The sequence below is a fragment of the Meinhardsimonia xiamenensis genome (genome assembly GCF_900102905.1).
Lineage (GTDB): Bacteria > Pseudomonadota > Alphaproteobacteria > Rhodobacterales > Rhodobacteraceae > Meinhardsimonia > Meinhardsimonia xiamenensis.
Genome location: NZ_FNFV01000001.1, coordinates 719,667 through 745,276, shown reverse-complemented (window position 1 = coordinate 745,276; position 25,610 = coordinate 719,667). Strand labels below are relative to the sequence as shown.

23 protein-coding genes are annotated in these 25,610 nt (G+C 67.9%); 12 read left to right on the top strand and 11 right to left on the bottom strand.

Annotated elements, in window-relative coordinates:
- Positions 1 to 44: 44 nt before the first annotated feature.
- From BLQ14_RS03590 to BLQ14_RS03565, 6 genes are all read right to left on the bottom strand, one after another.
- Positions 45 to 1,112, bottom strand: coding sequence for an ABC transporter ATP-binding protein (locus BLQ14_RS03590; RefSeq protein ID WP_092498168.1), 1,068 nt, complete (start codon positions 1,110 to 1,112; stop codon positions 45 to 47).
- Positions 1,112 to 2,383 carry an MGH1-like glycoside hydrolase domain-containing protein gene (locus tag BLQ14_RS03585; RefSeq protein ID WP_245656900.1) on the bottom strand — a complete coding sequence of 424 codons (1,272 nt, stop codon included), beginning with the start codon at positions 2,381 to 2,383 and terminating at the stop codon, positions 1,112 to 1,114. Before BLQ14_RS03585 ends, BLQ14_RS03590 begins: the two co-directional genes overlap by 1 nt.
- An 8-nt stretch (positions 2,384 to 2,391) precedes the next feature.
- A complete protein-coding gene (locus BLQ14_RS03580) occupies positions 2,392 to 3,603 on the bottom strand; it encodes a carbohydrate ABC transporter permease (protein ID WP_092498166.1) in 1,212 nt (403 codons plus the stop codon).
- Positions 3,603 to 4,847: a carbohydrate ABC transporter permease gene (locus tag BLQ14_RS03575; RefSeq protein ID WP_092498164.1), complete on the bottom strand. Its 1,245-nt coding sequence runs from the start codon at positions 4,845 to 4,847 to the stop codon at positions 3,603 to 3,605. The genes BLQ14_RS03580 and BLQ14_RS03575 overlap by 1 nt, the downstream gene beginning before the upstream one ends.
- 67 nt (positions 4,848 to 4,914) lie before the next feature.
- A complete protein-coding gene (locus BLQ14_RS03570) occupies positions 4,915 to 6,273 on the bottom strand; it encodes an ABC transporter substrate-binding protein (protein ID WP_176759518.1) in 1,359 nt (452 codons plus the stop codon).
- Complete coding sequence (locus BLQ14_RS03565; protein WP_245656898.1) at positions 6,270 to 7,397, bottom strand: LacI family DNA-binding transcriptional regulator; 1,128 nt, start codon at positions 7,395 to 7,397, stop codon at positions 6,270 to 6,272. The genes BLQ14_RS03570 and BLQ14_RS03565 overlap by 4 nt, the downstream gene beginning before the upstream one ends.
- Positions 7,398 to 7,751: 354 nt before the next feature.
- Between BLQ14_RS03565 and leuC the strand changes: the two genes are divergently transcribed.
- The 6 genes from leuC to BLQ14_RS03530 all read left to right on the top strand — a co-directional run bounded on the left by leuC (position 7,752) and on the right by BLQ14_RS03530 (position 13,815).
- Positions 7,752 to 9,158 carry a 3-isopropylmalate dehydratase large subunit gene (gene leuC, locus BLQ14_RS03555; protein WP_092498158.1) on the top strand — a complete coding sequence of 469 codons (1,407 nt, stop codon included), beginning with the start codon at positions 7,752 to 7,754 and terminating at the stop codon, positions 9,156 to 9,158.
- A gap of 24 nt (positions 9,159 to 9,182) precedes the next feature.
- Positions 9,183 to 9,719, top strand: a complete 537-nt coding sequence (locus BLQ14_RS03550) for an HdeD family acid-resistance protein (RefSeq protein ID WP_092498156.1) — start codon at positions 9,183 to 9,185, stop codon at positions 9,717 to 9,719.
- Positions 9,720 to 9,762: 43 nt separating this feature from the next.
- On the top strand, positions 9,763 to 10,368 hold the full coding sequence (leuD, locus tag BLQ14_RS03545) for a 3-isopropylmalate dehydratase small subunit (RefSeq protein ID WP_092498154.1): 606 nt from the start codon (positions 9,763 to 9,765) through the stop codon (positions 10,366 to 10,368).
- A 278-nt stretch (positions 10,369 to 10,646) separates the two neighbouring features.
- Positions 10,647 to 11,471, top strand: coding sequence for a hypothetical protein (locus tag BLQ14_RS03540; protein WP_245656897.1), 825 nt, complete (start codon positions 10,647 to 10,649; stop codon positions 11,469 to 11,471).
- An 8-nt stretch (positions 11,472 to 11,479) separates the two neighbouring features.
- The gene (locus BLQ14_RS03535; protein WP_170068370.1) at positions 11,480 to 12,643 is read left to right on the top strand and encodes an endonuclease/exonuclease/phosphatase family protein; all 1,164 of its coding nucleotides are present in this window, start codon (positions 11,480 to 11,482) and stop codon (positions 12,641 to 12,643) included.
- Positions 12,644 to 12,681: 38 nt separating this feature from the next.
- Positions 12,682 to 13,815 carry an alkane 1-monooxygenase gene (locus tag BLQ14_RS03530; protein ID WP_092498152.1) on the top strand — a complete coding sequence of 378 codons (1,134 nt, stop codon included), beginning with the start codon at positions 12,682 to 12,684 and terminating at the stop codon, positions 13,813 to 13,815.
- A 34-nt stretch (positions 13,816 to 13,849) separates the two neighbouring features.
- On the opposite strand, the gene BLQ14_RS03525 is transcribed toward BLQ14_RS03530, so the two are convergent.
- Positions 13,850 to 14,578 carry an endonuclease/exonuclease/phosphatase family protein gene (locus tag BLQ14_RS03525; RefSeq protein WP_092498150.1) on the bottom strand — a complete coding sequence of 243 codons (729 nt, stop codon included), beginning with the start codon at positions 14,576 to 14,578 and terminating at the stop codon, positions 13,850 to 13,852.
- 10 nt (positions 14,579 to 14,588) lie between these two features.
- Positions 14,589 to 15,941 (bottom strand): phospholipase D-like domain-containing protein, encoded by a 1,353-nt coding sequence (locus BLQ14_RS03520; RefSeq protein WP_092498148.1) that lies wholly within the window; start codon positions 15,939 to 15,941, stop codon positions 14,589 to 14,591.
- 307 nt (positions 15,942 to 16,248) lie between these two features.
- Here BLQ14_RS03520 and BLQ14_RS03515 point away from each other — a divergent pair, with 307 nt between their 5' ends.
- Genes BLQ14_RS03515 through BLQ14_RS03505 form a run of 3 tightly spaced genes read left to right on the top strand, consistent with a single transcriptional unit; the run spans position 16,249 to position 18,826 of the window.
- Positions 16,249 to 17,022 carry a 5-oxoprolinase subunit B family protein gene (locus BLQ14_RS03515; protein WP_092498146.1) on the top strand — a complete coding sequence of 258 codons (774 nt, stop codon included), beginning with the start codon at positions 16,249 to 16,251 and terminating at the stop codon, positions 17,020 to 17,022.
- Positions 17,019 to 18,041, top strand: a complete 1,023-nt coding sequence (locus BLQ14_RS03510) for a 5-oxoprolinase subunit C family protein (protein WP_092498144.1) — start codon at positions 17,019 to 17,021, stop codon at positions 18,039 to 18,041. Before BLQ14_RS03515 ends, BLQ14_RS03510 begins: the two co-directional genes overlap by 4 nt.
- Before the next feature lie 11 nt (positions 18,042 to 18,052).
- A complete protein-coding gene (locus BLQ14_RS03505) occupies positions 18,053 to 18,826 on the top strand; it encodes a LamB/YcsF family protein (RefSeq protein ID WP_092498143.1) in 774 nt (257 codons plus the stop codon).
- Positions 18,827 to 18,834: 8 nt separating this feature from the next.
- Here BLQ14_RS03505 and BLQ14_RS03500 read toward each other — a convergent pair whose 3' ends face one another.
- The 3 genes from BLQ14_RS03500 to BLQ14_RS03490 are packed head-to-tail and all read right to left on the bottom strand — an operon-like array spanning position 18,835 to position 23,174.
- A complete protein-coding gene (locus BLQ14_RS03500) occupies positions 18,835 to 20,052 on the bottom strand; it encodes an efflux RND transporter periplasmic adaptor subunit (protein WP_092498141.1) in 1,218 nt (405 codons plus the stop codon).
- A 12-nt stretch (positions 20,053 to 20,064) separates the two neighbouring features.
- Positions 20,065 to 22,437, bottom strand: coding sequence for an ABC transporter permease (locus tag BLQ14_RS03495; RefSeq protein ID WP_245656895.1), 2,373 nt, complete (start codon positions 22,435 to 22,437; stop codon positions 20,065 to 20,067).
- Positions 22,434 to 23,174, bottom strand: coding sequence for an ABC transporter ATP-binding protein (locus tag BLQ14_RS03490; protein ID WP_245656893.1), 741 nt, complete (start codon positions 23,172 to 23,174; stop codon positions 22,434 to 22,436). Before BLQ14_RS03490 ends, BLQ14_RS03495 begins: the two co-directional genes overlap by 4 nt.
- Before the next feature lie 92 nt (positions 23,175 to 23,266).
- Between BLQ14_RS03490 and BLQ14_RS03485 the strand changes: the two genes are divergently transcribed.
- From BLQ14_RS03485 to BLQ14_RS03475, 3 genes are read left to right on the top strand one after another with little or no spacing between them, the layout of a single operon-like run.
- Complete coding sequence (locus BLQ14_RS03485) at positions 23,267 to 23,893, top strand: hypothetical protein (protein ID WP_092498137.1); 627 nt, start codon at positions 23,267 to 23,269, stop codon at positions 23,891 to 23,893.
- Between the two features lie 3 nt (positions 23,894 to 23,896).
- Positions 23,897 to 24,844: an ABC transporter ATP-binding protein gene (locus BLQ14_RS03480; protein ID WP_092498135.1), complete on the top strand. Its 948-nt coding sequence runs from the start codon at positions 23,897 to 23,899 to the stop codon at positions 24,842 to 24,844.
- Positions 24,841 to 25,602: an ABC transporter permease gene (locus tag BLQ14_RS03475; protein WP_092498133.1), complete on the top strand. Its 762-nt coding sequence runs from the start codon at positions 24,841 to 24,843 to the stop codon at positions 25,600 to 25,602. The genes BLQ14_RS03480 and BLQ14_RS03475 overlap by 4 nt, the downstream gene beginning before the upstream one ends.
- The last annotated feature ends 8 nt before the right edge of the window (positions 25,603 to 25,610 follow it).

The following is a 25,610-nucleotide window of genomic DNA, read 5'->3' as shown; positions in this document are numbered from 1 at the left end:
CGCCGTGCTCGCCTGCTGTCAAGCAACCGCCAACACGGGGGCTGTCACGCCAGCTGCTGAACCGGCTCGATCCTGAGCCCCCCGGCATCGAAGAAGTGCATGCGCGCCGGTGGAAAGTCGAGCCCGACCACATCCCCAGGCCCCACCGCCTCGTCGCCGTGCGAGCGCACGGTGATCTGGCCCAAGGGCCCGCCATCGAGGATCACGAAGCTGTCCGCACCGAGATATTCGAGGACATCCACCTTCGCATCAAACCAGCCCTCGCCGGGCCGGGTGAGGGTGATGTGCTCGGGCCGGATGCCGAGCCGTGCCGCCGGGCGGCTGCCGGCAAAGGCCCCGGCGCGGCCGCCTTCGAGATGAAACCGCCCCTCCTCGGTGCGGCAGGGCAGGATGTTCATCGACGGGCTGCCGATGAACTGCGCCACGAACAGATTGGCTGGCCGCTCATAGAGCTCGCGCGGCGCGCCGACCTGGGCGATGGTGCCGAACTCCAGCACCACGATGCGGTCGGCAAGCGTCATCGCCTCCACCTGGTCATGGGTGACGTAGATCATCGTCGCCCCGAGCCGCTGGTGGAGCTTGGCGATCTCGAGCCGCATTTCCACCCGCAGCGCCGCGTCGAGGTTGGACAGCGGCTCGTCGAAGAGAAACGCCGTCGGCTCGCGCACGATCGAGCGGCCGATGGCCACGCGCTGGCGCTGCCCGCCCGAGAGATCCTTCGGCCGCCGGTCGAGATAGGGCTCGAGCCTCAGGATCTCGGCGGCCTTTCGCACCTTCTCCTCGATCTCGGCGCGCGGGCGGCCGGCGGCCTTGAGAGCAAAGCCCATGTTGTCGCGCACGCTCATGTGCGGATAGAGCGCGTAGGACTGGAACACCATCGTCAGCCCGCGCCTGTAGGGAGGCTCGGCAGTCACGTCGCGCCCTTCGATCAGGATCTGCCCGCGCGAGGTTTCCTCAAGTCCGCCGATCATGCGCAGAAGCGTGGACTTGCCGCAGCCCGAGGGACCGACAAAGACCACGAACTCGCCGTCGGCGATGGTCAGGTCGATGCCCTTGATGACCTGCGCCTCGCCGAACCACTTTTCCGCCCCGCGCAGCTCGATCGAACCCATCACGCTCCCTCCCCGTTGAGCCCGCCGCGCGCCCATGTCAGCCAGATCGCGGCTGTCCAGGTGAAGGCGTCGCCGCCGCAGGGCGTGCCGTCGAGCGGGTCGAAATATTCCCAGAAGCCGCCATTGGCGATCAGCTCCGCCGTCTCGCGCCTGAGCCTCGCCTCGAGCGCGTCGCGGCCGCTGTCCCTCATCCCGATGGCGATGAGCGCGTTGACCACGGGCCATGTCGGCCCGCGCCAGTAGCGCCGCGACTCGAAGCCTGGCGCGGCGGGGTCGGAGGAGGGTATGCCGAAGCGCACCCGGTCCCAGATCGCGATCAGCCGCGCCTCGGCCTCGTCGCGGGCGCAGTTGGCAAGCCAGGCAAGGAAGGCGCCGGAAGAAATCGCCGGGGCGAACTCCCCGCTCCTGAGATCGCGCGCCACATGCGCCCCGAGCTTTTTGTGCCAGATCATCGGCAGCGCGGCGACGAGATCGGCGGCCCACCCCTCGAGCGTGGCGATCTCGCCGGGGTCCGCCCCAAGCTCCTGCCCCAGCGCGGCGAGGTCGCGATGGGCGCGGATGAGGATGAAGGTGATCGCCGGATCGGCCATCAGGAAGGGGCCGCGTTCGACGATCGTCTGCTGGTCCCATCCGCAGTCGCGCCCGAATTGCAGGATGGCGAGGAAGCGGTCGTAGTCGAGCTTTCCGGGCCGCATCGAGGCATCGACATGGCCGGTGTCGCGGCGGGTGTACTCGCCAACCCCCGAGGCATCGACGCGGGCCATGCCCGGATCCCAGTCGGTGCAGTTGTCGCGCCCCGATTCCCAGGGGTGGGCGACCGCCGCCACCCCGTGGCCGCACCGACAGCGGCGCCACCAGCGGTGCCAAGCCAGCATCTTCGGCCAGAGCGCCTTCATGCGCGCGCGCCCGGCCACCGGGTCGGCAGCGAGGATGCGGCGCGCAAGGATCGCCGCCACCGGCGGCTGGCTGATGCCCGAGGTCGGCGGATCGGTGCGCGTGCCCCACACCTCGGGGCCAGGAAAATAGCCCGGATCGGGGCGGTGGAAGATGATGTGGGGCACCATGCCATCGGGCCACTGCGCCGAGAACAGCGTCTCGAGCTCCGTCCAGGCGCGGTCCAGGTCGAAGGTGGAAAAGCCCCAGGCGGCAAAGGCCGAATCCCAGTTCCACTGGAAGGGGTAGAGCCCCTTGGTGGGAATGGTGTAGCCGCCCATGTCATTGCCGCGCATGATCTCGCGGGCGCGCGCATCGAGCGCTTCGATCCTGTCCATCACGATAGTCATCCCTTGACGCTCCCCGCGGTCAGCCCCTTGGTCATGAAGCGCTCGAGGCCGAGAAAGAGCAGCATGATCGGCACGGTCGCGATCACCGCGCCGGCCATGAGGTGCTGGCGCGGCACCTCCGAGGAGTTGAGCATCGCCACCCCGCGCGTCAGCGTGAACTTGGCCGGGTCGTCGAGCAGCATGAAGGCGAGGAGAAACTCGTTCCACGCGATCATGAAGACATAGAGCGCCACGCTCGCGAGCGCGGGCAGCGAGAGCGGCAGCGTGATCTTCCAGATCACCTGCAGGCGGGTGAGCCCGTCCATCAGCCCGGCCTCCTCCACCTCCGCCGGCAGGCCGCGGAAATAGCCCTGCAGCATGTAGAGCGCGACCGGGATGGTGGTGACGGGGTAGATGAGGATGAGCCCCGAGATGGTGTTGCGCAGACCCGTCATCGAGAAGGCGATGTAGATGGGCAGCGCCAGCACGATCATCGGCACCATGTAGATCAGGAGGATCGAGCGCGAGAACAGCGTCCGCCCGGTGAACCGCAGCCGCGCCACGGCATAGGCGCCGGGAATGCTGACGAGCAGCGTGATGATGACGGTCAGCACCGAGACGTAGAACGAAGTCCAGAGATAGCGGCCGAAGTTGAAGTCTCGGAAGAGCTCGACATAGCTGCGAAAGACCCCCCAGCCCTTGTCGAGATCGAGCGAGAAGTCGAGCGGATTGGCCAGAAGCGCCTGCTGGCTCTTCAGGCTGGTCATCACCATCACGTAGAAGGGAATGGCCACGATCGCGGCGAAGATCACGTGACCGGTGGCGGTGAGAAACCGGATCACGGCCGCCTCGAAGGCGTGGCGGGAGAGCGCGCCGCGCCCGAGCCCCGCGAGCATCCAGCCAAGCGGCAGGGCGGCGCCCGCGCCGAGGCCGAGGGCGGCGACGGCGCGCGCGCCCGTGCCGACGCCATTGCCGATCACAACCGGGCCGAGACCGGCGAGTGTTGCCGCCGCCATCAGCGCCGCGGCCACGGCAGGCCCCGCCCGCCCGGCTTCGCGCCATGAGGCGGGCCAGAGCAGCGCGCCCCAGACTGCGGCCAGAGTGAGAGACGGGCGGAAGGCGCCGCCGGTGGCGAAGGACATCACAACCGCCACGGTGGTCGCGGCGACCATCACCCAGAAGACGCCGATCAGCGGACCCGCGACGAAGCCGAAGCGGAGCGCGCGCATCACAGCCCCTCCTCGCGGCTGACGTATTTGAGGAAGAAGATCGAGAAGACGAGCAGCACGCAGAAGATCACCACCGCAACCGCCGCGCCCGCGCCGATGTTCGACACGGCGAAGGCCTGCTCATAGACATCCACGGTGAGGGTGCGCGTGCCGGCGTTGCCGCCTGTCAGGAGGAAGATGTCGTCGAACTTGTTGAAGGTCCAGATGAAGCGCAACAGGAACAGCACGCTGAGGATGCCCATGAGCATCGGCAGGCTGATCCAGCGGAACTGCTGGAAGGGGCTGGCGCCGTCCATCTCGGCGGCCTCGTACATCTCCGCGCCGATCGACTGCATCCGCGCGAGGATGAAGAGGAAGGACAGCGGAAAGTAGCGCCAGATCTCGAACACCGTCACCATGACGAGCGCCAGCGGGCGCTGGCCGAAGAAGTTGATCGGCGTCTCGACAACGCCCATCTGGACGAGAAGCGCGTTGACCGAACCCGAGAACGGGTCGAACAGCGTCACCCAGGTGAAGGCCACCGCGATCACCGGCGCGACATAGGGAAAGAGGTAGAGCCCGCGCAGGATCCCCTTGCCGCGGAAGGCGTGGTTGAGCAGCAGCGCCGCGAACAGGCCCACCACGATGGCGCCGATGGTGCCGAAGACCGTGTAGAAGGTGGTGGCATAGAGCACGTCGATAAATTCGCGGCTGTCGAAGACGGCGCGGAAGTTTTCGAGCGTGAATTCCCCCGAAGTCAGAACGTTGACCGACTCGCCCGTCACCACCGGCGCGCTCGCGCGGATGTCGGCGCCGCTTGCGAAATAGGCCTCTGTCAGCGTGACGGGGAGGCGCAGCCGTTCGCTCTGCCCTCCCTCGAAATCGCCGAGCCTGCAGCTCAGCCTGCGCCCCTCGAGCGCGCAGCGGGGGTCGAGCTCGCCGACCTCCACGCCCTCGGGAATCTCGTCGGTGAGGGTGACGTTCAGGATCGGCTTGTCCTGCGAGGAGTTGCGGATGCGATACTCGATCTGCCCGGCATCTCCGGGCGCCTTCGGGCCGCCCCGGAGCGACTCCCGCACGAGCGGCGTCGGCGGGCGCAGGTCAGCCAGCGTGACCGGCTTGAAGCTGATCCAGAACACCGCGAGGAGCGGCAGGATCACCACCGCGGCAACGCTGATGATGGTGGGCGCGAGCAGCCCCCAGGCAAGGCGTGCCTCGCGGCGCGCGAGGGGGCCCTTGCCTCTGGGTGGGTTGGCGGCGGTCATCGGGGAAGGCTCCGCATGCGCGAGAAGGTGGGCCGGGCAGCACGCGCGCCGCCCGACCCGGGGAGGATCACCTGATCTTGGCAAGCTCGGCGTTCATCTCGGCCACCGCCTCCTTGGCGTCGATCTCGCCGTCGATGAACTTGCGCACGACGCGGTTGATCACCTGGCTGTTGATGATCTTCGAGGCAAGCGCGAGCTGGCCTTCCTTCACGCCCCAGCGCTGGGCCACGTCGAGCCCGCCCACGATCTCGTCGATCATCTCCTGCGGGTAGAGCTCCGAAAGCGGCGCCTTGCGGTCAACGCCCACGGGCAGCTTCGACCATGCCTCGACGAACTTGTCCGGGTCATCCGGCGTACCGCGGCGGACGGGGAACTTGCCCTCGGGCGCGATGGCCAGCGTCTGGGTGTAGCCCTCGTCCATCGAGAACTTCACGAACTCCATCGCCGCTTCGGTGTCGGCGTCTGCCGTGATGCCGAAATAGCGGATGTCGGCCCAGGCCGCACCCTCGGGGTTCGAGGGGCCGGCGAGCTTGGTGACGATGCCGGTCTTCGAGGCAAGCTCGCGGCTCGTCGGGTCGTCGTTGATGGTGGGCGGGGCGCTGTCGCGCAGGCCGGCAAGCTCGTCGAGGATGAAGGGCGACCAGATGATCATCGCCGCCTTGCCAGCGAAATAGAGCTCGCGCGACTGCTTCCAATAGAGCTCGCCCGGCGGCGAGGCTTCGGCGAGCGCCTTGTAGAATTCCAGAACCTCGATGGTGCGCTTCTCGTCAAAGCCCTTGAAGCCTGACCCGTCAACCGGCGTCGCGCCGTTGGCGAGGAAGACGTGCTCGAGCACCTGGCTCATGAAGTTCTCGTCCACCTTGGTGGCGGCGACGAAGCCGTACATCTCGGGCGGGTTGTGAAGAACCTCGATGGCCTTGAGGATGTTGGCATAGGAGTTGGGCGGCTCGAGCCCGTTGGCCTCGAAGAGATCGCGGCGGTAGACGATCATCTGTGTCCATCCATCGACCGGCACCGAGGCCCAGCCATCGCCGAACCTGGCCATGTCGAGCGCGCCCGGCGCGAAGGTCGAAGGATCGAGCGCCATGATCACCTCGGTCGCCGCCTCGGTGTCCAGAATGCCGTCTTCCGCCCAGGGAAGGGCATATTGCAGGGTGTGGTAGATCACGTCCGGCAAATCGCCGGCGGCGAAGGCGGCGGTGGCGCGCGTGCCGAGCTCGGACTCGGTGACCGGGATCACCTCCACGCCGATGCCGGTCTTGGCCTTGAACTGTGCGGCCATCTCCTCCTGCTTGGCCAGGCGCTCGGGCTGCTCCTCGGTGGTCCAGAAGCGGATGTCGGCGAGCGCGGCACCGGCGAGCAGCATGGTTGCCGCCGAGGCGCCGGCGAGAAGCCGGCCCAGAGTCTTCGTGGCATGAAACGTCATGTCATCCTCCCATCTGTTCTTGTGACATGCTGGCGTAGGGCCCGGAGTCTTCGGGCCAGTTCGGAACTGGTCAGTTCGGGCGGCCCGTCGGAGCCGCCTTCGCGCAGGCGTGCGCGCTCGGTCTCGCGCAGGGCTTCGGCCTCCTCCCCCCGTATCTGGCGGATGAGGAGATGCGCGAGCCGCTCCCCGGCGCGCTTGGTGTCCACGTCGAAGCTGGTGAGCGAGGGCCGGGCAAGCGCGCCCTCCGGCACCCCGTCATAGCCGATGACCGAAAGCTCGCGCCCGATGGCAAGGCCGAGCTCTGCCGCCACCGGCCAGGCGCCGAGTGCCGCCATGTCAACGGCAAAGACGATCGCCGTGGGCGGCTCGGGCAGGGCAAGGAGCGCGCGCGTGGCCGCAGCTCCCTCCTGCGGCGTCAGCGCGTCGCGGCGCATGAGCTCGGGCGCCTCGGCAAGGCCCGCCTCCCTCAGGCCCGCGCGGTAGCCTGCCTCGCGCAACACCGAGTAGTTGTAGCGGTTGCCGCCGTTGACAAAGGCAATCCGGCGGTGGCCGAAGGACGCGAGCCGCAACACCGCCTCGCGCATCGCCTCCTCGCCGAGAATGTCATACCAGCTGCAACCGCGCCCGTCGCCGGTGCGCCCGAAGAGCACGAAAGGCACGCCGAGCGCGCGCAACAGCGCCACGCGCGGATCCTCGATCATGGTGCGTGGCAGCACGAAGCCGTCGGCCTTGTGCTCTTCGACGAGCCGGCGCAGCACCCCGGCAAGCTCTGCCTCGGAAGGGGCGGTGGAGACGGTCAGCGTCCAGCCCTCGCGGCTTGCTTCCTGGGTGAGGCCGGAAAGGAACTCGGCAAGAAAAGGCCGCATCCCGTCGTGCACGTCGCTTTGCAGGACGAGCCCCAGGGAGCGGGTGCGGCCGGTGCGGATGGCCTGCGCGTGGCTGAGCGGCCGGTAACCCATGCGCTGGGCGGCGCGCTTCACCCTCAGGCGCGTCGACTCGGAAATGTCCGGGTAGTCGTTAAGCGCGCGCGACACGGTGCCCTTGGCCAGCCCCAGCGCGTCGGCGAGTTGGCCGATGGTCACCCGTGGCGGGCGCTGCAGGCGTTTCTGTCCTGTCGTTGTCACCGGCATCCTCCCCTGCTTCGACGATTCGTGACTTCCGAAACCGGTTTCGGCAACGGTTTTCTGGCGCCTCTCTTCCGCAGTGGCCGCCACCGCCGCCTTGCCGGCCGCCCACGCAGCGTGTCTGCGGCCGCGTCGTGCGCCCTTGCACAGTGCCGGTGCAAGGGCTACCTGAAACGGCGATGGAACCGGTTTTCGACATCGATGATCATCGGCGCCTGCCTTGGCGCTTCTATGGGGCGACGCTCACCGTCCTCGCCCGACTTTGACGCGCCCGCAGGACGCGCGCCCGCCGGCGCGCCGTTTTCCCGGGCGTACGCCCGTCCCACAGAATCCGAACATCGCGGGAGAGGAATGATGACCGCCCCGAAGACGCTCTATGACAAGATCTGGGATGCCCACCTCGTGCATGAGGCCGAGGACGGCACCTGCATCATCTACATCGACCGCCACCTCGTGCATGAGGTGACAAGCCCGCAGGCCTTCGAGGGGCTGAGGCTCTCGGGCCGCACGGTGCGCTGCCCCGAAAAGACGGTGGCGGTGCCCGACCACAACGTGCCGACCGACCCGGACCGGCTGAACGGCATTCGCGACGAGCAGTCGCGCATCCAGGTGGAGGAGCTGCGCCGCAACGCGCGCGAATTCGGCATCGAGCTCTACGATGTTGACGACATCCGTCAGGGCATCGTGCACATCGTCGGCCCCGAGCAGGGCTGGACGCTGCCGGGCATGACCATCGTCTGCGGCGATTCGCACACCGCCACCCACGGCGCCTTCGGCGCGCTGGCGCATGGCATCGGCACGAGCGAGGTCGAGCATGTGCTCGCCACCCAGACGCTCATTCAGAAGAAATCGAAGAACATGCTGGTGCGTGTCGATGGCGAGCTGGCGCCGGGGGTGACGGCCAAGGACATCACGCTGTCGATCATCGGCAAGACCGGCACCGCCGGCGGCACTGGCCATGTGATCGAATACGCGGGCTCGGCAATCGAGAGCCTGTCGATGGAAGGGCGCATGACCGTGTGCAACATGGCCATCGAGGGCGGCGCGCGCGCGGGCCTCATTGCCCCCGACGAGAAGACCTTCGAATACATCAAGGGCCGCCCCCATGCGCCGAAGGGCGAAGACTGGGAGAAGGCCCTTGCCTACTGGCGCACGCTGAAGTCCGACCCCGGCGCGCATTACGACAAGGTGGTCGAGATCGATGCCGCCGACATCGCGCCGGTGGTGACCTGGGGCACGAGCCCCGAGGACGTGCTGCCGATCACCGCCACGGTGCCGCACCCCGAGGATTTCGAAGGCCCCAAGCGCGAGGCGGTGCGCCGGGCGCTCGACTACATGGGGCTGACGCCGGGCATGAAGCTGACCGACATCGAGATCGACACCGTGTTCATCGGCTCCTGCACCAACGGGCGCATCGAGGATCTCCGCGAGGTGGCGAAGATCATGGAGGGCCGCAAGGTCAAGGAAGGCATCCGCGCCATGATCGTTCCGGGCTCGGGGCTGGTGCGCGCCCAGGCCGAGGCCGAGGGCATCGCGCAGAAGCTGATCGAGGCCGGCTTCGAGTGGCGGATGGCCGGCTGCTCGATGTGCCTTGGCATGAACCCCGACCAGCTGAAGCCGGGCGAGCGCTGCGCCTCCACCTCGAACCGCAACTTCGAGGGCCGTCAGGGCTACAAGGGGCGCACGCATCTGCTCTCGCCGGCCATGGCCGCGGCGGCGGCGGTGACGGGCCGGCTGACGGATGTGCGCGATCTGCTGTAAGCTCGTGGCCGGGAGGGCCGGATCATGCTGAACTGGAAGAAATGGATGCTCGCGGGGGGTCTGGCCCTCCTCTTTGGCGTGCTGGTCATCTACGACGCGGTCACCGCCTCGCTGGCGATCACGACGCTTGCCGGCGTGCTCTTGCTCATCGCGGGGCTGTCGCAGATCTTCGCCGCCTTTGACGAGCCGCGCGGGCGCGAACGCGGGCTCTCTCTCGTTCTCGGCATCCTTGCGAGCGTGCTCGGTTTGGCCTTCGTGGCCGACCCCGAATCCGGCGTGATCTCGCTGGCGCTTGTCGTGGTGGTCCTGTTTGCCATCGGCGGCGCGGCGCGGCTCGCCTGGGCGTGGATTCTGCGCGGCACGCCGGTGTTCTGGCCGATGCTCGCTTCGGGCGCGCTGGAGCTTCTGCTCGCGGGCTATGTGGTGGCGAATTTCGATGTCGCCGGCCCGAGGCTCATCGGCATCCTGTTCGGCGTCGAGCTTCTGGTCACCGGCCTTGTCCTGATCGCCCTTGCCAACTTCATCCGCTCGGCCACCGGCGCCGGGCGCCCTGAGATCTGACACATGAGCCGGCACCTCCGCCGGCCGACATCGGAGTGAAACGATGGAAAAATTCACCACGCTGACCGGGGTTGCGGCGCCCCTGCCGCTGATCAATGTCGACACCGACATGATCATCCCCAAGCAGTTCCTGAAGACGATCAAGCGCACGGGGCTTGGCAAGAACCTCTTCGACGAGATGCGCTATGACCGCGATGGCAACGAGATTGCGGATTTCGTGCTCAACCAGCCAGCCTACCGCAATGCCCAGATCCTGATTGCCGGCGACAACTTCGGCTGTGGCTCGAGCCGCGAGCACGCCCCCTGGGCGCTGCTTGATTTCGGCATCCGCTGCATCATCGCGCCGAGCTTCGCGGACATCTTCTACAACAACTGCTTCAAGAACGGCATCCTGCCCATAGTGCTGCCCCAGGAAGAGGTCGACATTCTCATGGAGGATGCGAAGAAGGGGGCCAATGCGCGCATCACCGTTGACCTCGAGAGCCAGACCATCACCACCTCCGATGGACAGGAGATCCACTTTGATATCGACCCGTTCAAGAAACACTGCCTGCTGAACGGGCTCGACGACATCGGCCTCACGCTCGAGCACGTGGACAAGATCGATGCCTATGAGGCTCGTCTCAGGGCTGAGCGCCCCTGGGCCTGAGCGCAACGCCTGCGCGACTCGACTCAACATCTTGCGTCGCCCCAGTGGGGCGGCGCAAGGCTGATGCAAAAATGATGCAAGCTTGCACCACTTTCTCCCCGAAATTGCCGTTTCCGTTTTGTTAACTTTCCCAGAGCCTTGCCGGGGAAAGTGAAAGTGGGCAGGATCATGGCAAATATGAGGCAGCCCGCTGGCAGTGGCGGGATCAACTGGGAACAAGGGCGCGGCATCGTATCGCTCCCGTCCAGATTGAGGGTTTCGGAGCGGTGATTGCACGCATGACAGGGGCGGTTCTGCGCGCAGTGCTGGTGGTGCTGCTGGTCGTCATGCCCTCGATGGCAATGCCGGGGATTTCGGACGACGCCATTCAGATCGTCACCCTTGTGGCCATCTTCGCCGCGGCTCTCGTGATCTTCGAATACGGTTCGGTCTATCCCGGCATCGTGGAGTTCCGCGCCGCTCCCCCCTACAACCGGATCCGCTACGTCACGCTGCTCGTGATCGTGTTCGCGCTGACGATGGTCGCGCGCCACGAAATCCAGCCCAACGACGTGAGCCGGGTCATCGTGACGGCGGGCGTTGCACTCGCCGATCTGCTCGACTTTCCCTACAGTCCCGTGCGGATGGCGGCGCTCATGCTGCCGGAAACGGCCGCGCCCGCGCTGGCCGAACGTTTCCGCATCTCGGCCGCCATCGCCTACACCGTGTCGATCTCGTCGCTGGTGGTGTTCGCGTATTTCGTGCAGTTCCGCCGCTGGCCGCTCAACGCCGGCCCATTCAACGTGTGGATCAATCTGCCCACCTTCGACCCGACACGCGGCGAGGATGTCGTCTCCCGCCTGACGCGCGATGGCCGCGTTTACATCGCGTTAGGGGTCGTGGTGCCATTTCTCGTGCCTGCGGCGGTGCGGGCCGCCGCTGCGGTGCTTGGCACCGTCGAGGTCGAAAATCCGCTGACGATGATCTGGGTCGCTGCGGCATGGGCGTTTCTGCCGACAAGCCTTCTGATGCGCGGCATCGCGCTGAGTCGCATCGCAAGCCTGATTGCGATGCGCCGACGCCGCGCGCCACAGCCCGTGGCAGGGTTCCAGCCGGCCGTCTGATCCGACGCGTGCTTGTCCTGCTGGCGGCAGTGCTCGCCGCCAACGGGGAGGCTTCGGGCGAATCGCTGCGCATCGCCACTTGGCACGCGCCGCTCTCGCGCGAGGGGCCGGGCCTTCTCCTGCGCGACATTCTCGCGGGCGAGCGGCAGGTCATGGCGGTGATCGAGCGGATCGCCGCCCTTCGCCCCGACATCCTTCTGCTGACGAATTTCGACTGGGACAGCGGCGCACAGGCCCTCGACGCTTTCGCCGCGCGCCTGCAGGCGGCGGGGCTCACGCTGCCCTACCGCCTTTCCCGGCGCCCCAATGCAGGCTGGCGGACGCCCCTCGATATCGACGGCGACGGCCGGCGGGGCACGCCGCGGGATGCGCGCGGATACGGGCGCTTCAGCGGAGCCGGCGGGCTGGCGCTTTTCTCGCGGCTTCGACTTGACGAGGGAATGATGCGCGACTTCACCGCGCTGCGATGGGCCGAGCTGCCGGGGCACCTGCTCAGCGTGGAGGAGGCGCGGCGCGCCGGGGACGGCGGGCCCTGGCTGTCATCGACCGCCCATTGGGATGTGCCGGTGATCCTGCCTGGCGGCGCGCGGCTGCACCTTCTGGCCTTTGCGGCAACGGCGCCGGTCTTCGACGGGCCGGAGGATTTCAACGGCCGACGCAACCACGACGAAATCGCATTCTGGCACGCCTATCTCGACGGGCGGCTCGCCACGCCGCCGCCGGGGGCGCCCGTGGTCGTGCTCGGCCTGGCCAATCTCGACCCCGCCGATGGCGAGGGGCGACATGAGGCGATCAGGACGCTTGCCGCCCATCCCCGCCTGCAGGACGCGCGCCCGCGCAGCGAGGCAGCGCTGCACGCCGCGCGCCGGCAGGCAGGGGCAAACGCCCGACATCGGGGGGATCCGGCTCTCGACACCGCGGATCTCGATGATGCGGAGGACGGCCCGGGCAATCTGCGCCTGTCCTACATCCTTCCCGACCGGCGCCTGACGGTCACCAGCGCCGGCGTCGCGTGGCCGAGACAACCCGAACCGCAGAGTGCGCGGTTTCGTCACCACCTCGTTTGGGTCGATGTCGACGTGCCGGAAGGCCACTGCGCGGCACCCGAGACCCGTGACCGCTGTCCAAATGCCGCAGCGGGGCGAATTGAAAGGGAACGAAGTGCGCGCTAACCTCGTGCCTTGGGGGCCAAACAGGTTTCGGCATCGGCATGATACCCGCAAGGCAGGTTGCACGTCTCCACAACGCTCTTCCGTTCTGGCTGTCGCTGGCGCTGATCCCGCTGGCGGTCTACGGCGCCCTCAAGGGGGGGTGGGCCGTCCTTCTGGTGCCGGTGGCAACATGGTGGCTCTTCACCCTGCTTGACGCGATCACCGGCCGCTATGAGGAAAACGCCGACCCGCAGACACCGGAGGAGGCGCTGTTCTGGTACCGGCTGATCACGCTCATCTGGTTCCCGCTGCAGTTCGCGCTTCTGGTGTGGATGCTGTGGTATGTGCCGCGCGCGCCGCATCTCGGCACGCTGGAGAAGATCGCGCTCTTCTTCGGCATGGGGGTGATCTCGGGCACGATCGGGATCAACTACTCCCACGAGCTGATGCACCAGAAGAACCGGCTTGAGCGCTGGCTCGCCGATCTACTGCTGGCAAGCGTTCTCTACAGCCACTTCCGCACGGAGCACCTGCTGGTGCACCATGTGTATGTCGGCACCCCGCGGGATGCGGTGACTGCGCGTTACAACGAGGGCTTTCACCGCTTCTTCGTGCGCGTTCTGCCCCAGTGCCTTGCCTCGGCCTTCCGGGCCGAGCGCGAGCGCCTCGCGCGCAAGGGCCGGCCCTGGTGGGATCGGCGAAACCCCTTCTGGCGCTACTGGGCGCTGCAGCTGGCCTTTCTCGTACTTGCCTATGCGCTGTCGGGATGGGTTGGCGTGGGTCTCTTCGCCTTTCAGGCGTTCGTGGCCATCTGGCAGCTCGAGCTTGTCAACTACGTCGAGCACTACGGCCTTACCCGCCGCTATCTCGGCAACGGCCGCTTCGAGCATGTCCTGCCGCGCCATTCCTGGAACGCTTCGCACCGCGCCTCGAACTGGCTTCTGATCAACCTGCAGCGCCATTCGGACCATCACTACAAGCCCGACCGGCGCTTCCCGCTACTGCAGAACCACGACGAGGACGAGGCGCCGCAGCTGCCCTTCAGCTATCCGCTGATGACGACCGCCGCGATGATCCCGCCCCTTTGGCGGCGCGTGATGAACCCAAGGGTGCGCGCCTGGCGGCGGAAGTACTACCCGGACATCACCGACTGGAGCAGCTGGCCGGGGATGGGTGACGCCGCCGCCCGCTGATCCGGGTTGAGACCGGCTCCCAAGGACAGGCTTTTCACGCGCAGCCTTCCGCAGCGGGCGCTTCGCTCAAGCTGAAATCGGCCACCATCGGCAGATGGTCGGAGGCAAGACGCGCCTCGGCCTCGCGAACGACACGCGCGCTGAGCAGCGCGAACTCGCGGGAGGCGGCGATGCGGTCCAGGGGAAAGATCGGACTGCGCGCGTGAAAGGTGGGCCCCGCATCGATGATGTTGAAGCGCCTGGCAAGGCGGCCAAGCCCCACCTTGAGGGAACGTTCGTTGAAGTCGCCGGCAATGAGGGTGGGGTGCGCCTCGTCCTGCCCCATCAGGCGGATGAGCGCCGAGAGTTGCGCCCGGCGCGAGGCGCGCATCAGCCCAAGATGCACGCCGAATACCCTGATCTCGCGCCCGCCGACGGCAAGCAGAGCCTGCACCGCGCCGCGGGGCTCGACGCCGGGCAGGTCGTGATGGTCGCAGGAAATGATGCGTACATGCTCGCGCACCAGTATGCCATTGCCATGCCAGCCGAGGCTGCGTCGGCCATGCTCGAAAGGAACCGGACGCAGGCCCGTGACCGCGCGCAGCTCCTCGCGGTCAAGCACCGGATCGCGGGGCGGCAGGCGGCGGTCGGCTTCCTGCAGCGCGACGATGTCGGCGTCGAGCGCGGCGATCACGCGCATGATGCGTTCGGGGTCGCGGCGCCGGTCAAGGCCAACGGCCTTGCGTATGTTGTAGGTGGCGACACGCAGGCGCAATGCGTCCATCGCCGGTCTCTCACAGAATCGGGGCGCCGAGGCGGAAGACGCCCTCGATGACCCTTCTGGGCAGGCTCACCGGTCGAATGCCCTCCTCGCAATGGGTCTCGGCCTCGGCGAACCACTCCTCGAGCGCCCTGCGGCTGCCGGAATCATAGGCGAAGAGCGCCAACTCGAAGTTGAGCAGCATGGAGCGCGTGTCGAAGTTGGTCGTTCCGATCATGCCGACATCGTCGATGAGAAGAACCTTGGCATGCATGTTGCTGCCGGCATAGCGCAGGATGCGACCGCCGGCATGCGCAAGGCTGCGCAGGTAGCTGCCACGGGCAAGGTCCGGGGTGAGATGGTTTGACCGGTCCGGGATCAGCAGCCGCACATCGAGTCCCCGCCGCGCGGCAACCGACAGCGCCTGATCGAGCGCATCGGTGGGCACGTAGTAGGGCGTCGCCACCCAGACCCGCTCGCGCGCACGGTGGATGGTGTTGACAAGCCCGTCGTGCAGCGCATCGCTGGGCTCATCCGGTCCGGCCGGGACCATCTGCAGCACCGCCGTTCCCGTTTCGGGAACCGGGTTGTAGGGGGGAACGTCCGGTGCGGGGTTGTCGATGTCCCATCCCGCTTCGAAGACATCGATGAAGGTCTGCACCACCGGCCCGGTGACGGTTGCCGTCAGGTCGACCCAGGAATCGGGCGAGCCGCGCAAGTACTCATCGGCGATGTTCCGCCCGCCAAACCACACCCGGGCGCGGTCGGCGATGACCATCTTGCGGTGATTGCGCAGGTTCAGGTGCCCGCGCTCGGGCATGCGCAGGAACGGCGAAAACCAGCGCAGCTGGCCGCCGGCCCGCCGCAAGGCCCGGAGCTCACGGCGCGGCCGGGGCACCATGCCGCCGAACCAGTCGAGATTGAGGCGCACACGCACCCCTTCCCGGGCCTTCTCGGTGAGCCTGCGGACGAACCAGCGCCCCGTCTCGTCATTGGCAAGCAGGTAGAACATCGCGTCGATCGACTCCTCGGCTTCGTCGATCAGCGCGGCGAGGCTTGCCCAGGCCCGATCCGGCGGGCCGTGCAGCAGCATCCGGTTGCCCGAGGTCGCCCTCTCGCTTCCAAGCCGGGCGAAAGTCTCTGCGACGGGATGTTCGTCCGCTTCCCTCGGCATGCCCTTGAAGCGGATCGGCAGGTATCCCGAGCCCCGCTTGCGAAAGCCGAGAATGACGAAGAACGGAACCGCCACCCATGGCATCGTGACGATGAACACGATCCACAGCGCCGCCGACTGGGGGGAGCGGCGCTGTTCGAGCACGACAATCACGGCGCCGGCCGCGAGCAACCCGCCGAGCAGCGGCCAGAGATAGGCTGTGACAGGTTCCATTCGCTGCGGCCTCTCTGGTTGATCGTGTTCCCGTCTCGGTCCGCGATGATGGCGTGATTGGGGACAAGTGCAAGGCGCGCGGCTACCTTTGTCCGCAAACGCACGGGCAGTGGTTTGCCCTGCGCGCGGTTGGCCGTGACCGGGCCCCGGCAGCCGAGGGCGCCGAGGCCCTTGGCGTCTTGCGGTGAAATCCTGCCGTGTCTCGGGCGAACAACCACCTGAAAGTGCAGGGCTGGGCCTTGCCCATCGCCGCGCGATGCTTTTCACCTGTTCGCATCTTTCTTTCCGGCTTCGAGGTTGAAGCGTGATGTCCGACGCTCGTGATGCGGCCAGCCCCGAACAGCCCGCCCGTGGCTTTCCGCGCCTGCGCCGGGCCGGTCTCTCGGGCCTCCTGGTCAGCTTCGGCGACAGGCTCACCGAACCCGCAAACCGCGCCGCGCTTGCCTTCCGCGCCGCGATAGAGGCCGAAGACTGGCTTGAGGTGGAGGAGACGACGTCAAGCCTTGTCTCAACCTTCCTGCGCTTTGACCCGCTCGCGGTGCCGCACGCGCAGATGGAGGCGCGTCTTACCCGCCTGATGACCGCGCGCAACTGGTATGCCGCCCCCCTGCCCCATGGCCGACGGCACTGGCGCATTCCCACCGTCTGGGGAGGCGATCTCGCCCCGCAGCTTGCGGAGGCCGCCGCACTCGCCGGGCTCGACGAGGCGGCGGCGCGGGCAGAGCTCTCGGGCACGCGCGTGCGGGTTCTGACCATCGGTTTCGCACCGGGCCAGCCCTATCTGGGCGAGCTGCCCGAGCACTGGAACCTGCCGCGCCAGACCGCGCTTAACCCGCAGGTGCCCGCGGGCGCGCTCGTGCTTGCCATACGGCAGCTCACGCTCTTCACCTCCGCAAACCCGACCGGCTGGCGGCATGTTGGGCAGGTCGCCTTCCGCCTCTTTCGCCCCGATGCCGAGAACCCCTTTCCGCTGCGCCCCGGCGACGAGGTCACCTTCACCGACACCCCCCGCGAGGCGTGGGAGCGGATGCGCGCCGCCGACCCCGACAACGCCGGCGCCACCTGGGAGGCGATCGGATGAGCGCGGAACTCATCGTCCACTCCGCGGGCCCTGCCGTCACGGTGCAGGACATGGGCCGGCCCGGATGGCTCGCCGAGGGGCTGGGGCGCGGCGGCGCGATGGACCGGCTCGCACTCTCGGAGGGGGCGGCGCTTCTCGGCCAGCCCGAGACATGTGCCGCTCTCGAGATGGGCGGCATGGGCGGGGTGTTCGAGGTGACGGTCGATGTCGAGATCGCGCTGACCGGCGCGCGCATGGCCGCGCGTATCGACGGCCGCCCCATTGCCTGGAACGCCAGCCACCTCCTGCCCGCCGGCGCGCGGCTCGAGATCGGCGCGGTGCAGGAAGGGGCGTGGGGGTATCTCCATCTTGCCGGGGGCATCGCCACCGAGCCCCTGCTCGGCTCGCGCGCGGCGCATCTCGTCGCCGGCATCGGGCGGGCGATCCGCGCGGGCGACCGCCTTCCTCTCGGCGCTCCCGCCTCAACCGGGCGCGCGGGGCTCTGCGTTGAGCCCGAGCCGCGATTTGCGGGCGGCGTGGCGCGCGTGCTGCCCGGCCTTCAGGCCGATTTCTTTGCCGAGAGCGAACGCGCCCGCTTCGCCGCCACCCGTTTCACCCGCGACATGCGCGCCAACCGCATGGGCGTGCGGCTGACCCCCGAAGGCGAGGGCTTCATGGGCGCGGCGGGGCTCACCATCGTCTCCGAGGTGGTCATGCCGGGCGATGTGCAGGTGACGGGGGACGGCGCGCCCTATGTGCTGATGACCGAGTGCCAGACCACCGGCGGCTATCCGCGCATCGCCACGGTGATCGAGCCCGACCTGCCGCGGGTGGCCCAGGCTCCGGCTGGCGCGGAGCTGCGCTTTACCTTCGTCAGCCTCGAGGAGGCGGTGGACGCCGAGGCCCGCGCGCGGCAGGATCGGGCGGGGCTGAAGGCGCGGGTGCGGCCGCTCGTGCGCGATCCGGCCGAGATTCCCGACCTTCTGGCGTATCAGCTGATCGGCGGGGTGATCTCGGCCACCGACCCGCCGCAAGAGTGAGGAAATGTGCCATGGCAGGCAAACGCGTCGATCTCAACGCCGACATGGGTGAAAGCTTCGGCCCTTGGCGCATGGGCAATGACGAGGCGCTCCTTGACATCGTCACTTCGGCCAACATCGCCTGCGGCTTCCATGCCGGCGATCCGGACCACATGGCACGCACCATGCGCCTTGCCGTGGAGAAGGGCGTCGGCATCGGCGCCCATCCCGGTTTCGACGATCTGAAGGATTTCGGCCGCCGCCGCATGGCGCTCCCGCATGACCGGCTGGCCAGTCTCGTCGCCTATCAGCTCGGCGCGGCACAGGCGATTGCCCGGCTTGTCGGCGGCGAGGTGCGGCATCTGAAGCTGCACGGCGCGCTGGCCAACATGTGCGCCGAAGACGAGGCGATGGCGCGCGCCTGCTACGAGGCGGCGCTGAAGGTGGCACCCGACATCATCATCATGACCATCGCTGCCACCGCTCAGGAGCGCGCGGCCACGGCGCTCGGGGCGCGGCGCGCGGGAGAGATTTTCGCCGACCGCGCCTACAACGACGACGCCACGCTCGTCGATCGCAGCCAGCCCGGCGCCATGATCCACGACCCCGAGGAGGCCGCACGGCGCATGGTGGCAATGGCAAAGGAGGGCGCCATCATCACCGAGAGCGGCAAGCGCATCCCGACGCGCATCGACACCATCTGCCTGCATGGTGACGGGCCGACGGCGGTGGAGATCGCCCGCGCCGTGCGGAGTGCGCTGGAAGCAGCAGGCATCGAAGTGCGCGCCTTCGACGGGGAAAGGTAGCGCCGCGCTCAGCTTGAGGTGCGGGAGACGATCTCCACCCCCTCGACCACGCGGTCGGAAGGGTGAACGATGACCACGTCACCCGCGCTCAAGCCTGACAGAAGCTCTGCCACCTCGCCATTGCGCCGGCCAAGCTCCACCCTGACCCGGCGCGCGCGCCCCTCGCGCACGGTGAAGGCAAACCACTCGCCGCCCTCGCGAAAGACCGCGCTCAGCGGCAATTGCACGACATCTTCCGCCTCCCATTCGATGATGCGCAGATAGACGGCAAAGCCATGGCCGAGGCCGGGGCGCTCCTCGGGAGGGGTGAGAATGTCGAAGATCGCATCCACGCGTTGCTCCTCAATCCCAAGGGCGGAGACCTTGGTGCGCGCCACCGGCTCGATGCGCCTCAGCCGCGCTTCGAGAGCCTCGGCGCCGCCCCACCGTTCGACGCTGGCCCGCGCGTCGGGCGGCAGGCGCACCGCGTCGGCGGAAAGAAGATCGGCCACGATCTCGAGGTCGTCGGGCCGCCCGACCGAGACGAGGAATTCTCCCATCTGCACCGGCCGCGCGCTGATTTGCGCCACCTCGAGCACCACGCCATCGGCGGGCGAGCGGATCTCGAGGCAGCAGCCCTCGCAGCAAGGGCCGCCCTCTTCGGCAAGCTCCTCGGGATCGACAAGCGCGGCGCGGGCACGGGCGAGCGCGCTGCGGGCGCGGGCCTCCTCCGAGCGCGCAGTGTCAAGGGCCGCTTCCTTGAGCTTGAGAATGCGGTGGGCGTTCTCAAGCTGTGTGGTGCTGGCCACGCCGCGCTCCACAAGCTTGACGATGCGCTCATATTCGGTGCGGGCGTAGTCAAGTTCCTCCTCGGCCTGCCGGACCCGGCTTGCCGCAGCGGCGAGCGCGGCCTCCGCCTCCCGCACCGCCGCCTGAGCCTCGAGGCGCGCGCGCGCGTCAAGAAGCGGCGGCGCGGCGGGGCGGACGATCGCCACCACCGTCTCGCCCTTCACCACCGGGTCGCCCACGCGCACCGGCGAGCGCTCGGCGCGCCCGGTGAAAGGCGCGGCCACCTCGAACACCTCGCGGATGCGCGTGCGCCCGTCGGCGCCGACGGTGATCTGCATCGGGCCGCGGGTCACTTCAGCGAGATCCACCGGCACCGGCTGAGGCCGGAAGGCCGCCCAGAGGAGTCCCGCCAGCGCCGCCGCGCCCAGCGTCGCCCCGATCAGGGTGCGCATCTTCATTGACTGTTCCCTCTATTCCCTTGTCTTCATCACTTCGATCAGATCGAGCCGCGCGAGCCGCCGCCGCACCGCGAGCGCCGAGGCCGCCGCCGCCGCCAGCACGACGAGCGAGGCCTTTGCGAAGGTGTCGCGCTCGAGCACCAGAGGAATGGTGTAGAGATCGGAGGCGAAGCCCTCCACGATCAGCCAGGCAAGCCCGGTGCCGATGGCCCATCCCAAGGGTTGGGCAATGATCGCCAGAAGCAGCGTCTCGCCCATCAGGATGTAGGAAACCTCGCCTTCCGTGAAGCCGAGGATGCGCAGGCTGGCGAGATCGCGCGCGCGTTCGGAGAGCTGGATGCGGGCGAAGTTGTAGGCCACGCCCACGGTGATCAGCACCGCGACAATCACATAGATCGTCGCCATCACCGTGACGTTCTGGTCGATCGTCTCCTGAAAGGACTGGCGCGCGCGGTTGAGCATCACCGGGGCCGACAGGCGCGGCAGTTCCTTCAGCGCGGCCTGAAAATCATCGTGCCGGGCGGGGTCAAGCTCGACATGGATGACCGAGAGCCGCGGCCCCTCGCGCCTGAGCCGGCGCAGCGCCTCCTCCTGCATGTAGGCGCCAAGGCCGATGTACTGGGTGACGACGCCGGCAACCGTCACCTCCGCCGTCTCCCGCCGGCCGCTCAGAAACTCCACCTCGATGACGGTGCCGGGCGGTGCCTCCAGCACCTCCGAAAGCCGCTTCGAGATCAGAATTCCATCGCTAGGCGCCTCGACCGCGTTGCCATCGGCATCGAGCGCGCGGGCGAGCGTGGCGCCGGGGGGGCGCGCCTCGATCGCCAGTCGCCGCGACAGATGCCCATGCCGCAACCTGACCGGCACGCTGCGCCCGCCCTCCACCATCATCACGCCGGGCAGGCGCGCCACCTCGTCAAGCGCGACCGGGGGCAGCTCGCGCGTCGGCACCAGCGTCGCATCCTGCCGGTTGGCGCGGAAGAAGGCGTTGTCCATCATCTCGTCCATCGAGTCGAACATGAAGCCCGACGAGACGAGCACGGCCACGGCAAACGCGATGCCAAGCGCGGTGAGCGCCGCGCGCAGGGGCCAGCGGAAGATGCCGCGCAAGATCATCGTGGTGGGCTGCGAGAGCCGCAGCGCGGCAATCACCCGGTCGATCGCGCCGCGCCGGTAGAAAGGCGGCGCGGGCGGCGCCATTGCCACCGCCGGCGGCAGGCGCGCGGCCTTCATCGCGCTGCGCAGGGCGCCAAGAAGGGCGCTGGCAAGCCCGAGCACGCCCGAGACAGCATAGGCGTCGGACGGGTTGGCGAAGATCACATAGGGAAAGTCGAAGTACTGCGCATAGAGCTCTGCGAGCTCGCGCGACATCCATGCGCCAACGCCATAGCCCACGGCAATGCCTGCAACCGCGATCAGCGCCGCAAGCGAGAGGTAGTGGAAGGCGACCTCCCTGTTCGAATAGCCCAGCGCCTTCATCAACCCGATCTCGGAGCGTTCCAGCTCGATGATCCGCCCCACCACCATGCTCACCAGAAAGGCCGCGATGCCGAAGAACACCGGCGGCAGCACCACCGCCATGTTGCGCAGCTGCTCGATCTCGGAGTCGACGAAGGCATGGCTCTGCTGCAGGTCGCGCCCATGCGCGCCCTGAGCGCCGTAGTGTTCCAGAAGCCGGTCGAGCCGGTCGATCACGTCGGCCTCAGGCGCCCCGCGCGCAAGCGCCAGCGCCAGATCGTTGAAGGCACCCTCCATGTCGTAGGCCGCCGCGAGCATGCGTTCGGGCAGCCACATGACGGCGAAGTTCAGATTGTCGGGCATCAGCCCGCCCGGCGGCAGCGTATAGATGAACTCGGGGCTCAGCACCGTGCCGGTGATCCTGAGGGCGCGTTTCTGGCCGTTGAGCGTGGCGTGGATCACCGTTCCGATCGCGTAGCCGTTGGCGCGGGCAAAGGGCTCGTTGACGGCAACCTCATCGCGCGCCTCGGGCCGCGGCAGCCGACCCTCGCGCAGAAGTGGCACGTTCAGCAGCGGCTCGCCCGCGGGCGGAAGGGAGATCAGCCTGCCCACCGCCACCTCGGGATGGTCGGGAAGATCGAGCACCGCCATGCCGGTGATGCGCGCCTCCACCGCGCGCACGCCCGGCAGGGCGCGTATCTCGGGCAGAAGCGTGCGCGGCGCGCGGGTGACGGCGGCGAAGACATCGGCGAAGCGGTTGCGCTCGTAATAGGCTTCGCGGGTCTCGAAGAGAGCGCGATGCATGCCGAAGGACATCAGGAGGATCGCCACACCTGCCGCCAGCACCAGCGCAATCGCCAGCGACTGCGCCCAGAGCCGGCGGATGTCGCGAAGAAGCTTGCGGTCGAGTGCGCGCAGGCCCCTCACCAAGAAATCTCCTCGGGCGGCAGGCGCGCCTCGTTCACTTCGACCGCCGCGATCTGTCCGTCATGAAAGCGGATCACGCGATGCGCCATGAGCCGGATCGCGGCGTTGTGGGTGATGACCACGGTGGTGGTGCCGAGCTCGGCGTTGATGCGGTCGAGCACCGAGAGCACCTGCACGCCGGTCTTGCTGTCGAGCGCGCCGGTGGGCTCGTCGCACAGCAGCACCTCGGGCCGCTTGGCGATGGCGCGGGCGATCGCCACCCGCTGCTGCTCGCCGCCCGAAAGCTCGGCCGGAAAGTGATCCATCCGGTGCTCGAGCCCGACAAGGCGCAGCGCCTCCTCCGGCGGCATGGGGTTGGCGGCGATGTCGGTGACAAGCGCGACGTTCTCGCGCGCGCTGAGGCTGGCGACGAGATTGTAGAACTGGAAGACGAAGCCCACCTTGTCGCGCCGGTAGCGGGTAAGCTCGCGGTCCGAGAGCGTGGCAAGGTTGATGTCGCGAAACCACACCTCCCCCGAGGTCGGCCTGTCAAGGCCGCCGAGGATGTTGAGAAGCGTCGACTTGCCCGAGCCGGAGGGGCCGAGCAGCACCGACATCTCCGACTCGTAAAGGTCAAGATCGACGCCCCTCAGCGCCATCACCTTGACCTTGCCGGTGTCATACACCTTGGTCAGCCGGCGGGTGCGGAACACCTCCGCCGGCTGCGGCGCGGCTTCTGTCATTGCGGCTTCGCTCATGGGCTCCGGGCTAGCTGATGACTACGCGGCACACCTTGACACGGCTCAAGCCCCGGCGCACCCCTTGAGCCTCAGCGAACGGGGAGACAGCCATGTTCTTCGAGGAAGGCTGGGCGGCGATCGCCGACGTGACCGCCGAGGTGACAGAACGGGTCGAGGCCTTTCACGCCCGCGCCAGCGCCCGGTCAGGCGGCGCGCCGGTGCCGCGCAAGACGGTGCTCGAGGACGTGGCCATCTCGGTGTGGGAGATCTGCGACGCGGCCACCAAGGTCGGGGTGACCACCGCCGCCGGAACGCTCGTCCCGGCCTCCAAGCGGCTCCTCGAGTGGGATGACCCGCGCAAGCTGTGGAACCGCCACCTTGACCTCAGGCTCGGCAATGTCGGCTCCGCGCCGATCCCCGGCATCACCGATGCCGAGCTGCGCGCGCGTTACGGGGCGTTTCTCCACCTGCCCGTGGCGATTCCCGAAAACGGGGTGGAATCCTCGCTGAGTTTTCTGGAAGAGGAGCTTGCCAACAAGGGCGCGAACCGCGAGGCCGAGATCGAGGTCGCCGCGCAGATCGTTTCCGCCTTCGATGCCGGCCGGACAATCACCCGCCGCCTCGCGCGGGCCGAGTTCGGCGCCAAGCTCTCGCGCCGCAGCTTCAAGATGGCATGGGCCGCCGCGATGGATGTGCGACCCGCGCTTGCCGCCGGGCACGGCCGAGAGGAAGGTTGAGCCATGACGTCAGCCACCCAGCCGGTCATCCGCATCGAAAACCTCACCAAGACCTACGCCTCGGGCGTCACCGCGCTGCACGGCGTCTCGCTCGACATCCTGAAGGGCGAGATCATCGCCCTTCTCGGCCCAAACGGCGCCGGCAAGACCACGCTCATCTCCATCATCTGCGGGGTGGCGACGGCAAGCTCGGGGCGGGTCACGGTGAAGGGGCACGACACCGTGACCGACTACCGCGCGGCGCGCGCGCTCATCGGGCTGGTGCCGCAGGAGATCTCGCTCGAGCCCTTCGAGCCGGTCATCAACACGGTGCGCTTCTCGCGCGGGCTCTTCGGCCGGCCGCGCGATGACGCGCGCCTCGAAGAGGTGCTGCGCGCGCTGAGCCTGTGGGACAAGCGCCATGCGCGGGTGATGGAGCTTTCGGGCGGGATGAAGCGGCGGGTGCTGATCGCCAAGGCGCTTGCCCATGACCCCGAGATCCTGTTTCTCGACGAGCCCACCGCGGGGGTGGATGTGGAGCTGCGCAAGGAGATGTGGGAGCTCGTGCGCGAGCTGAAGGCACAGGGCACCACCATCATCCTCACCACCCATTACATCGAGGAGGCCGAGGCCATGGCCGACCGCATCGGCGTGATCAACCGCGGCCGGCTTCTGGTGGTGGAGGAGAAGACCACGCTCATGCGCCGGCTGGGAAAGAAACGCATGGTGATCGAGCTGCAGGAGCCGCTGGCGGAGCTGCCGGGGGCGCTCGCGCCCTACCGGCTCGAGCTCAGCGAGGACGGCCGGCGCCTCACCTATCATTACGACACCACCGCCACCCGCACCGGCATCACCCGCCTTCTGGCCGATCTCGCCGGGGCGGGGCTGAGGGTGCGCGACATCGAAACCGCGCAAAGCTCGCTTGAGGAGATCTTTGTCGATCTCCTGCGCGAGGAGGAGGCAAGGCCATGAACTGGATCGCGATCCTTGCCATCTACCGCTTCGAGATGGCGCGCACCTTCCGCACCATCTTCCAGTCGATCCTGTCGCCGGTGATCTCGACCTCGCTCTATTTCGTCGTCTTCGGCGCGGCCATCGGCTCGCGCATCGCCGAGGTCGAGGGCATCAGCTACGGCAGTTTCATCGTGCCGGGGCTCATCATGCTCACCGTGATGACCCAGGCGATCAGCGTCGCGAGCTTCGGCATCTATTTCCCGAAATTCATTGGCACCATCTACGAGATCCTCTCCGCGCCGGTGAACTTCATCGAGATCGTCATCGGCTATGTCGGCGCGGCGGCGACCAAGGCGCTGATGATCGGGGTGATCATTCTCGCCACCGCGACCTTCTTCGTGGAGGTGCGCATCGAACACCCCGTCTGGATGGTCGCCTTCCTCGTGCTCACCTGCATCTCGTTCGCGCTGATGGGCTTCATCATCGGCATCTGGGCGCGCAACTTCGAGCAGCTGCAGCTGGTGCCGCTTCTGGTGGTGACACCGCTCGTCTTTCTCGGCGGCAGCTTCTACTCGATCACCATGCTGCCCGAATTCTGGCAGAAGGTGACGCTGTTCAACCCCGTGGTCTATCTGATCTCGGGCTTCCGCTGGTCATTCTTCGGCATGGCCGATGTGGCGGTGGGGGCGAGCTTTGCGGCAATCGCGCTTTTCACCGGGCTGTGCCTTGCCGTGATCTGGTGGATCTTCCGCACCGGCTGGCGCATCAGGAACTGAGCGCCGCC

Excerpts from the sequence above, each read along its gene's own strand:
- BLQ14_RS03500 (WP_092498141.1), bottom strand. The coding sequence starts at position 20,052 with ATGAAGATGCGCACCCTGATCGGGGCGACGCTGGGCGCGGCGGCGCTG.
- BLQ14_RS03590 (WP_092498168.1), bottom strand. The coding sequence starts at position 1,112 with ATGGGTTCGATCGAGCTGCGCGGGGCGGAAAAGTGGTTCGGCGAGGCG.
- BLQ14_RS03550 (WP_092498156.1), top strand. The coding sequence starts at position 9,183 with ATGCTGAACTGGAAGAAATGGATGCTCGCGGGGGGTCTGGCCCTCCTC.
- BLQ14_RS03520 (WP_092498148.1), bottom strand. The coding sequence starts at position 15,941 with ATGGAACCTGTCACAGCCTATCTCTGGCCGCTGCTCGGCGGGTTGCTC.
- BLQ14_RS03515 (WP_092498146.1), top strand. The coding sequence starts at position 16,249 with ATGTCCGACGCTCGTGATGCGGCCAGCCCCGAACAGCCCGCCCGTGGC.
- BLQ14_RS03575 (WP_092498164.1), bottom strand. The coding sequence starts at position 4,847 with ATGACCGCCGCCAACCCACCCAGAGGCAAGGGCCCCCTCGCGCGCCGC.
- BLQ14_RS03570 (WP_176759518.1), bottom strand. The coding sequence starts at position 6,273 with ATGACGTTTCATGCCACGAAGACTCTGGGCCGGCTTCTCGCCGGCGCC.
- BLQ14_RS03490 (WP_245656893.1), bottom strand. The coding sequence starts at position 23,174 with ATGAGCGAAGCCGCAATGACAGAAGCCGCGCCGCAGCCGGCGGAGGTG.
- BLQ14_RS03505 (WP_092498143.1), top strand. The coding sequence starts at position 18,053 with ATGGCAGGCAAACGCGTCGATCTCAACGCCGACATGGGTGAAAGCTTC.
- BLQ14_RS03585 (WP_245656900.1), bottom strand. The coding sequence starts at position 2,383 with ATGGACAGGATCGAAGCGCTCGATGCGCGCGCCCGCGAGATCATGCGC.
- BLQ14_RS03480 (WP_092498135.1), top strand. The coding sequence starts at position 23,897 with ATGACGTCAGCCACCCAGCCGGTCATCCGCATCGAAAACCTCACCAAG.
- BLQ14_RS03525 (WP_092498150.1), bottom strand. The coding sequence starts at position 14,578 with ATGGACGCATTGCGCCTGCGTGTCGCCACCTACAACATACGCAAGGCC.
- BLQ14_RS03510 (WP_092498144.1), top strand. The coding sequence starts at position 17,019 with ATGAGCGCGGAACTCATCGTCCACTCCGCGGGCCCTGCCGTCACGGTG.
- BLQ14_RS03485 (WP_092498137.1), top strand. The coding sequence starts at position 23,267 with ATGTTCTTCGAGGAAGGCTGGGCGGCGATCGCCGACGTGACCGCCGAG.
- leuC (WP_092498158.1), top strand. The coding sequence starts at position 7,752 with ATGACCGCCCCGAAGACGCTCTATGACAAGATCTGGGATGCCCACCTC.
- BLQ14_RS03530 (WP_092498152.1), top strand. The coding sequence starts at position 12,682 with ATGATACCCGCAAGGCAGGTTGCACGTCTCCACAACGCTCTTCCGTTC.
- BLQ14_RS03540 (WP_245656897.1), top strand. The coding sequence starts at position 10,647 with ATGACAGGGGCGGTTCTGCGCGCAGTGCTGGTGGTGCTGCTGGTCGTC.
- BLQ14_RS03475 (WP_092498133.1), top strand. The coding sequence starts at position 24,841 with ATGAACTGGATCGCGATCCTTGCCATCTACCGCTTCGAGATGGCGCGC.
- BLQ14_RS03580 (WP_092498166.1), bottom strand. The coding sequence starts at position 3,603 with ATGCGCGCGCTCCGCTTCGGCTTCGTCGCGGGTCCGCTGATCGGCGTC.
- leuD (WP_092498154.1), top strand. The coding sequence starts at position 9,763 with ATGGAAAAATTCACCACGCTGACCGGGGTTGCGGCGCCCCTGCCGCTG.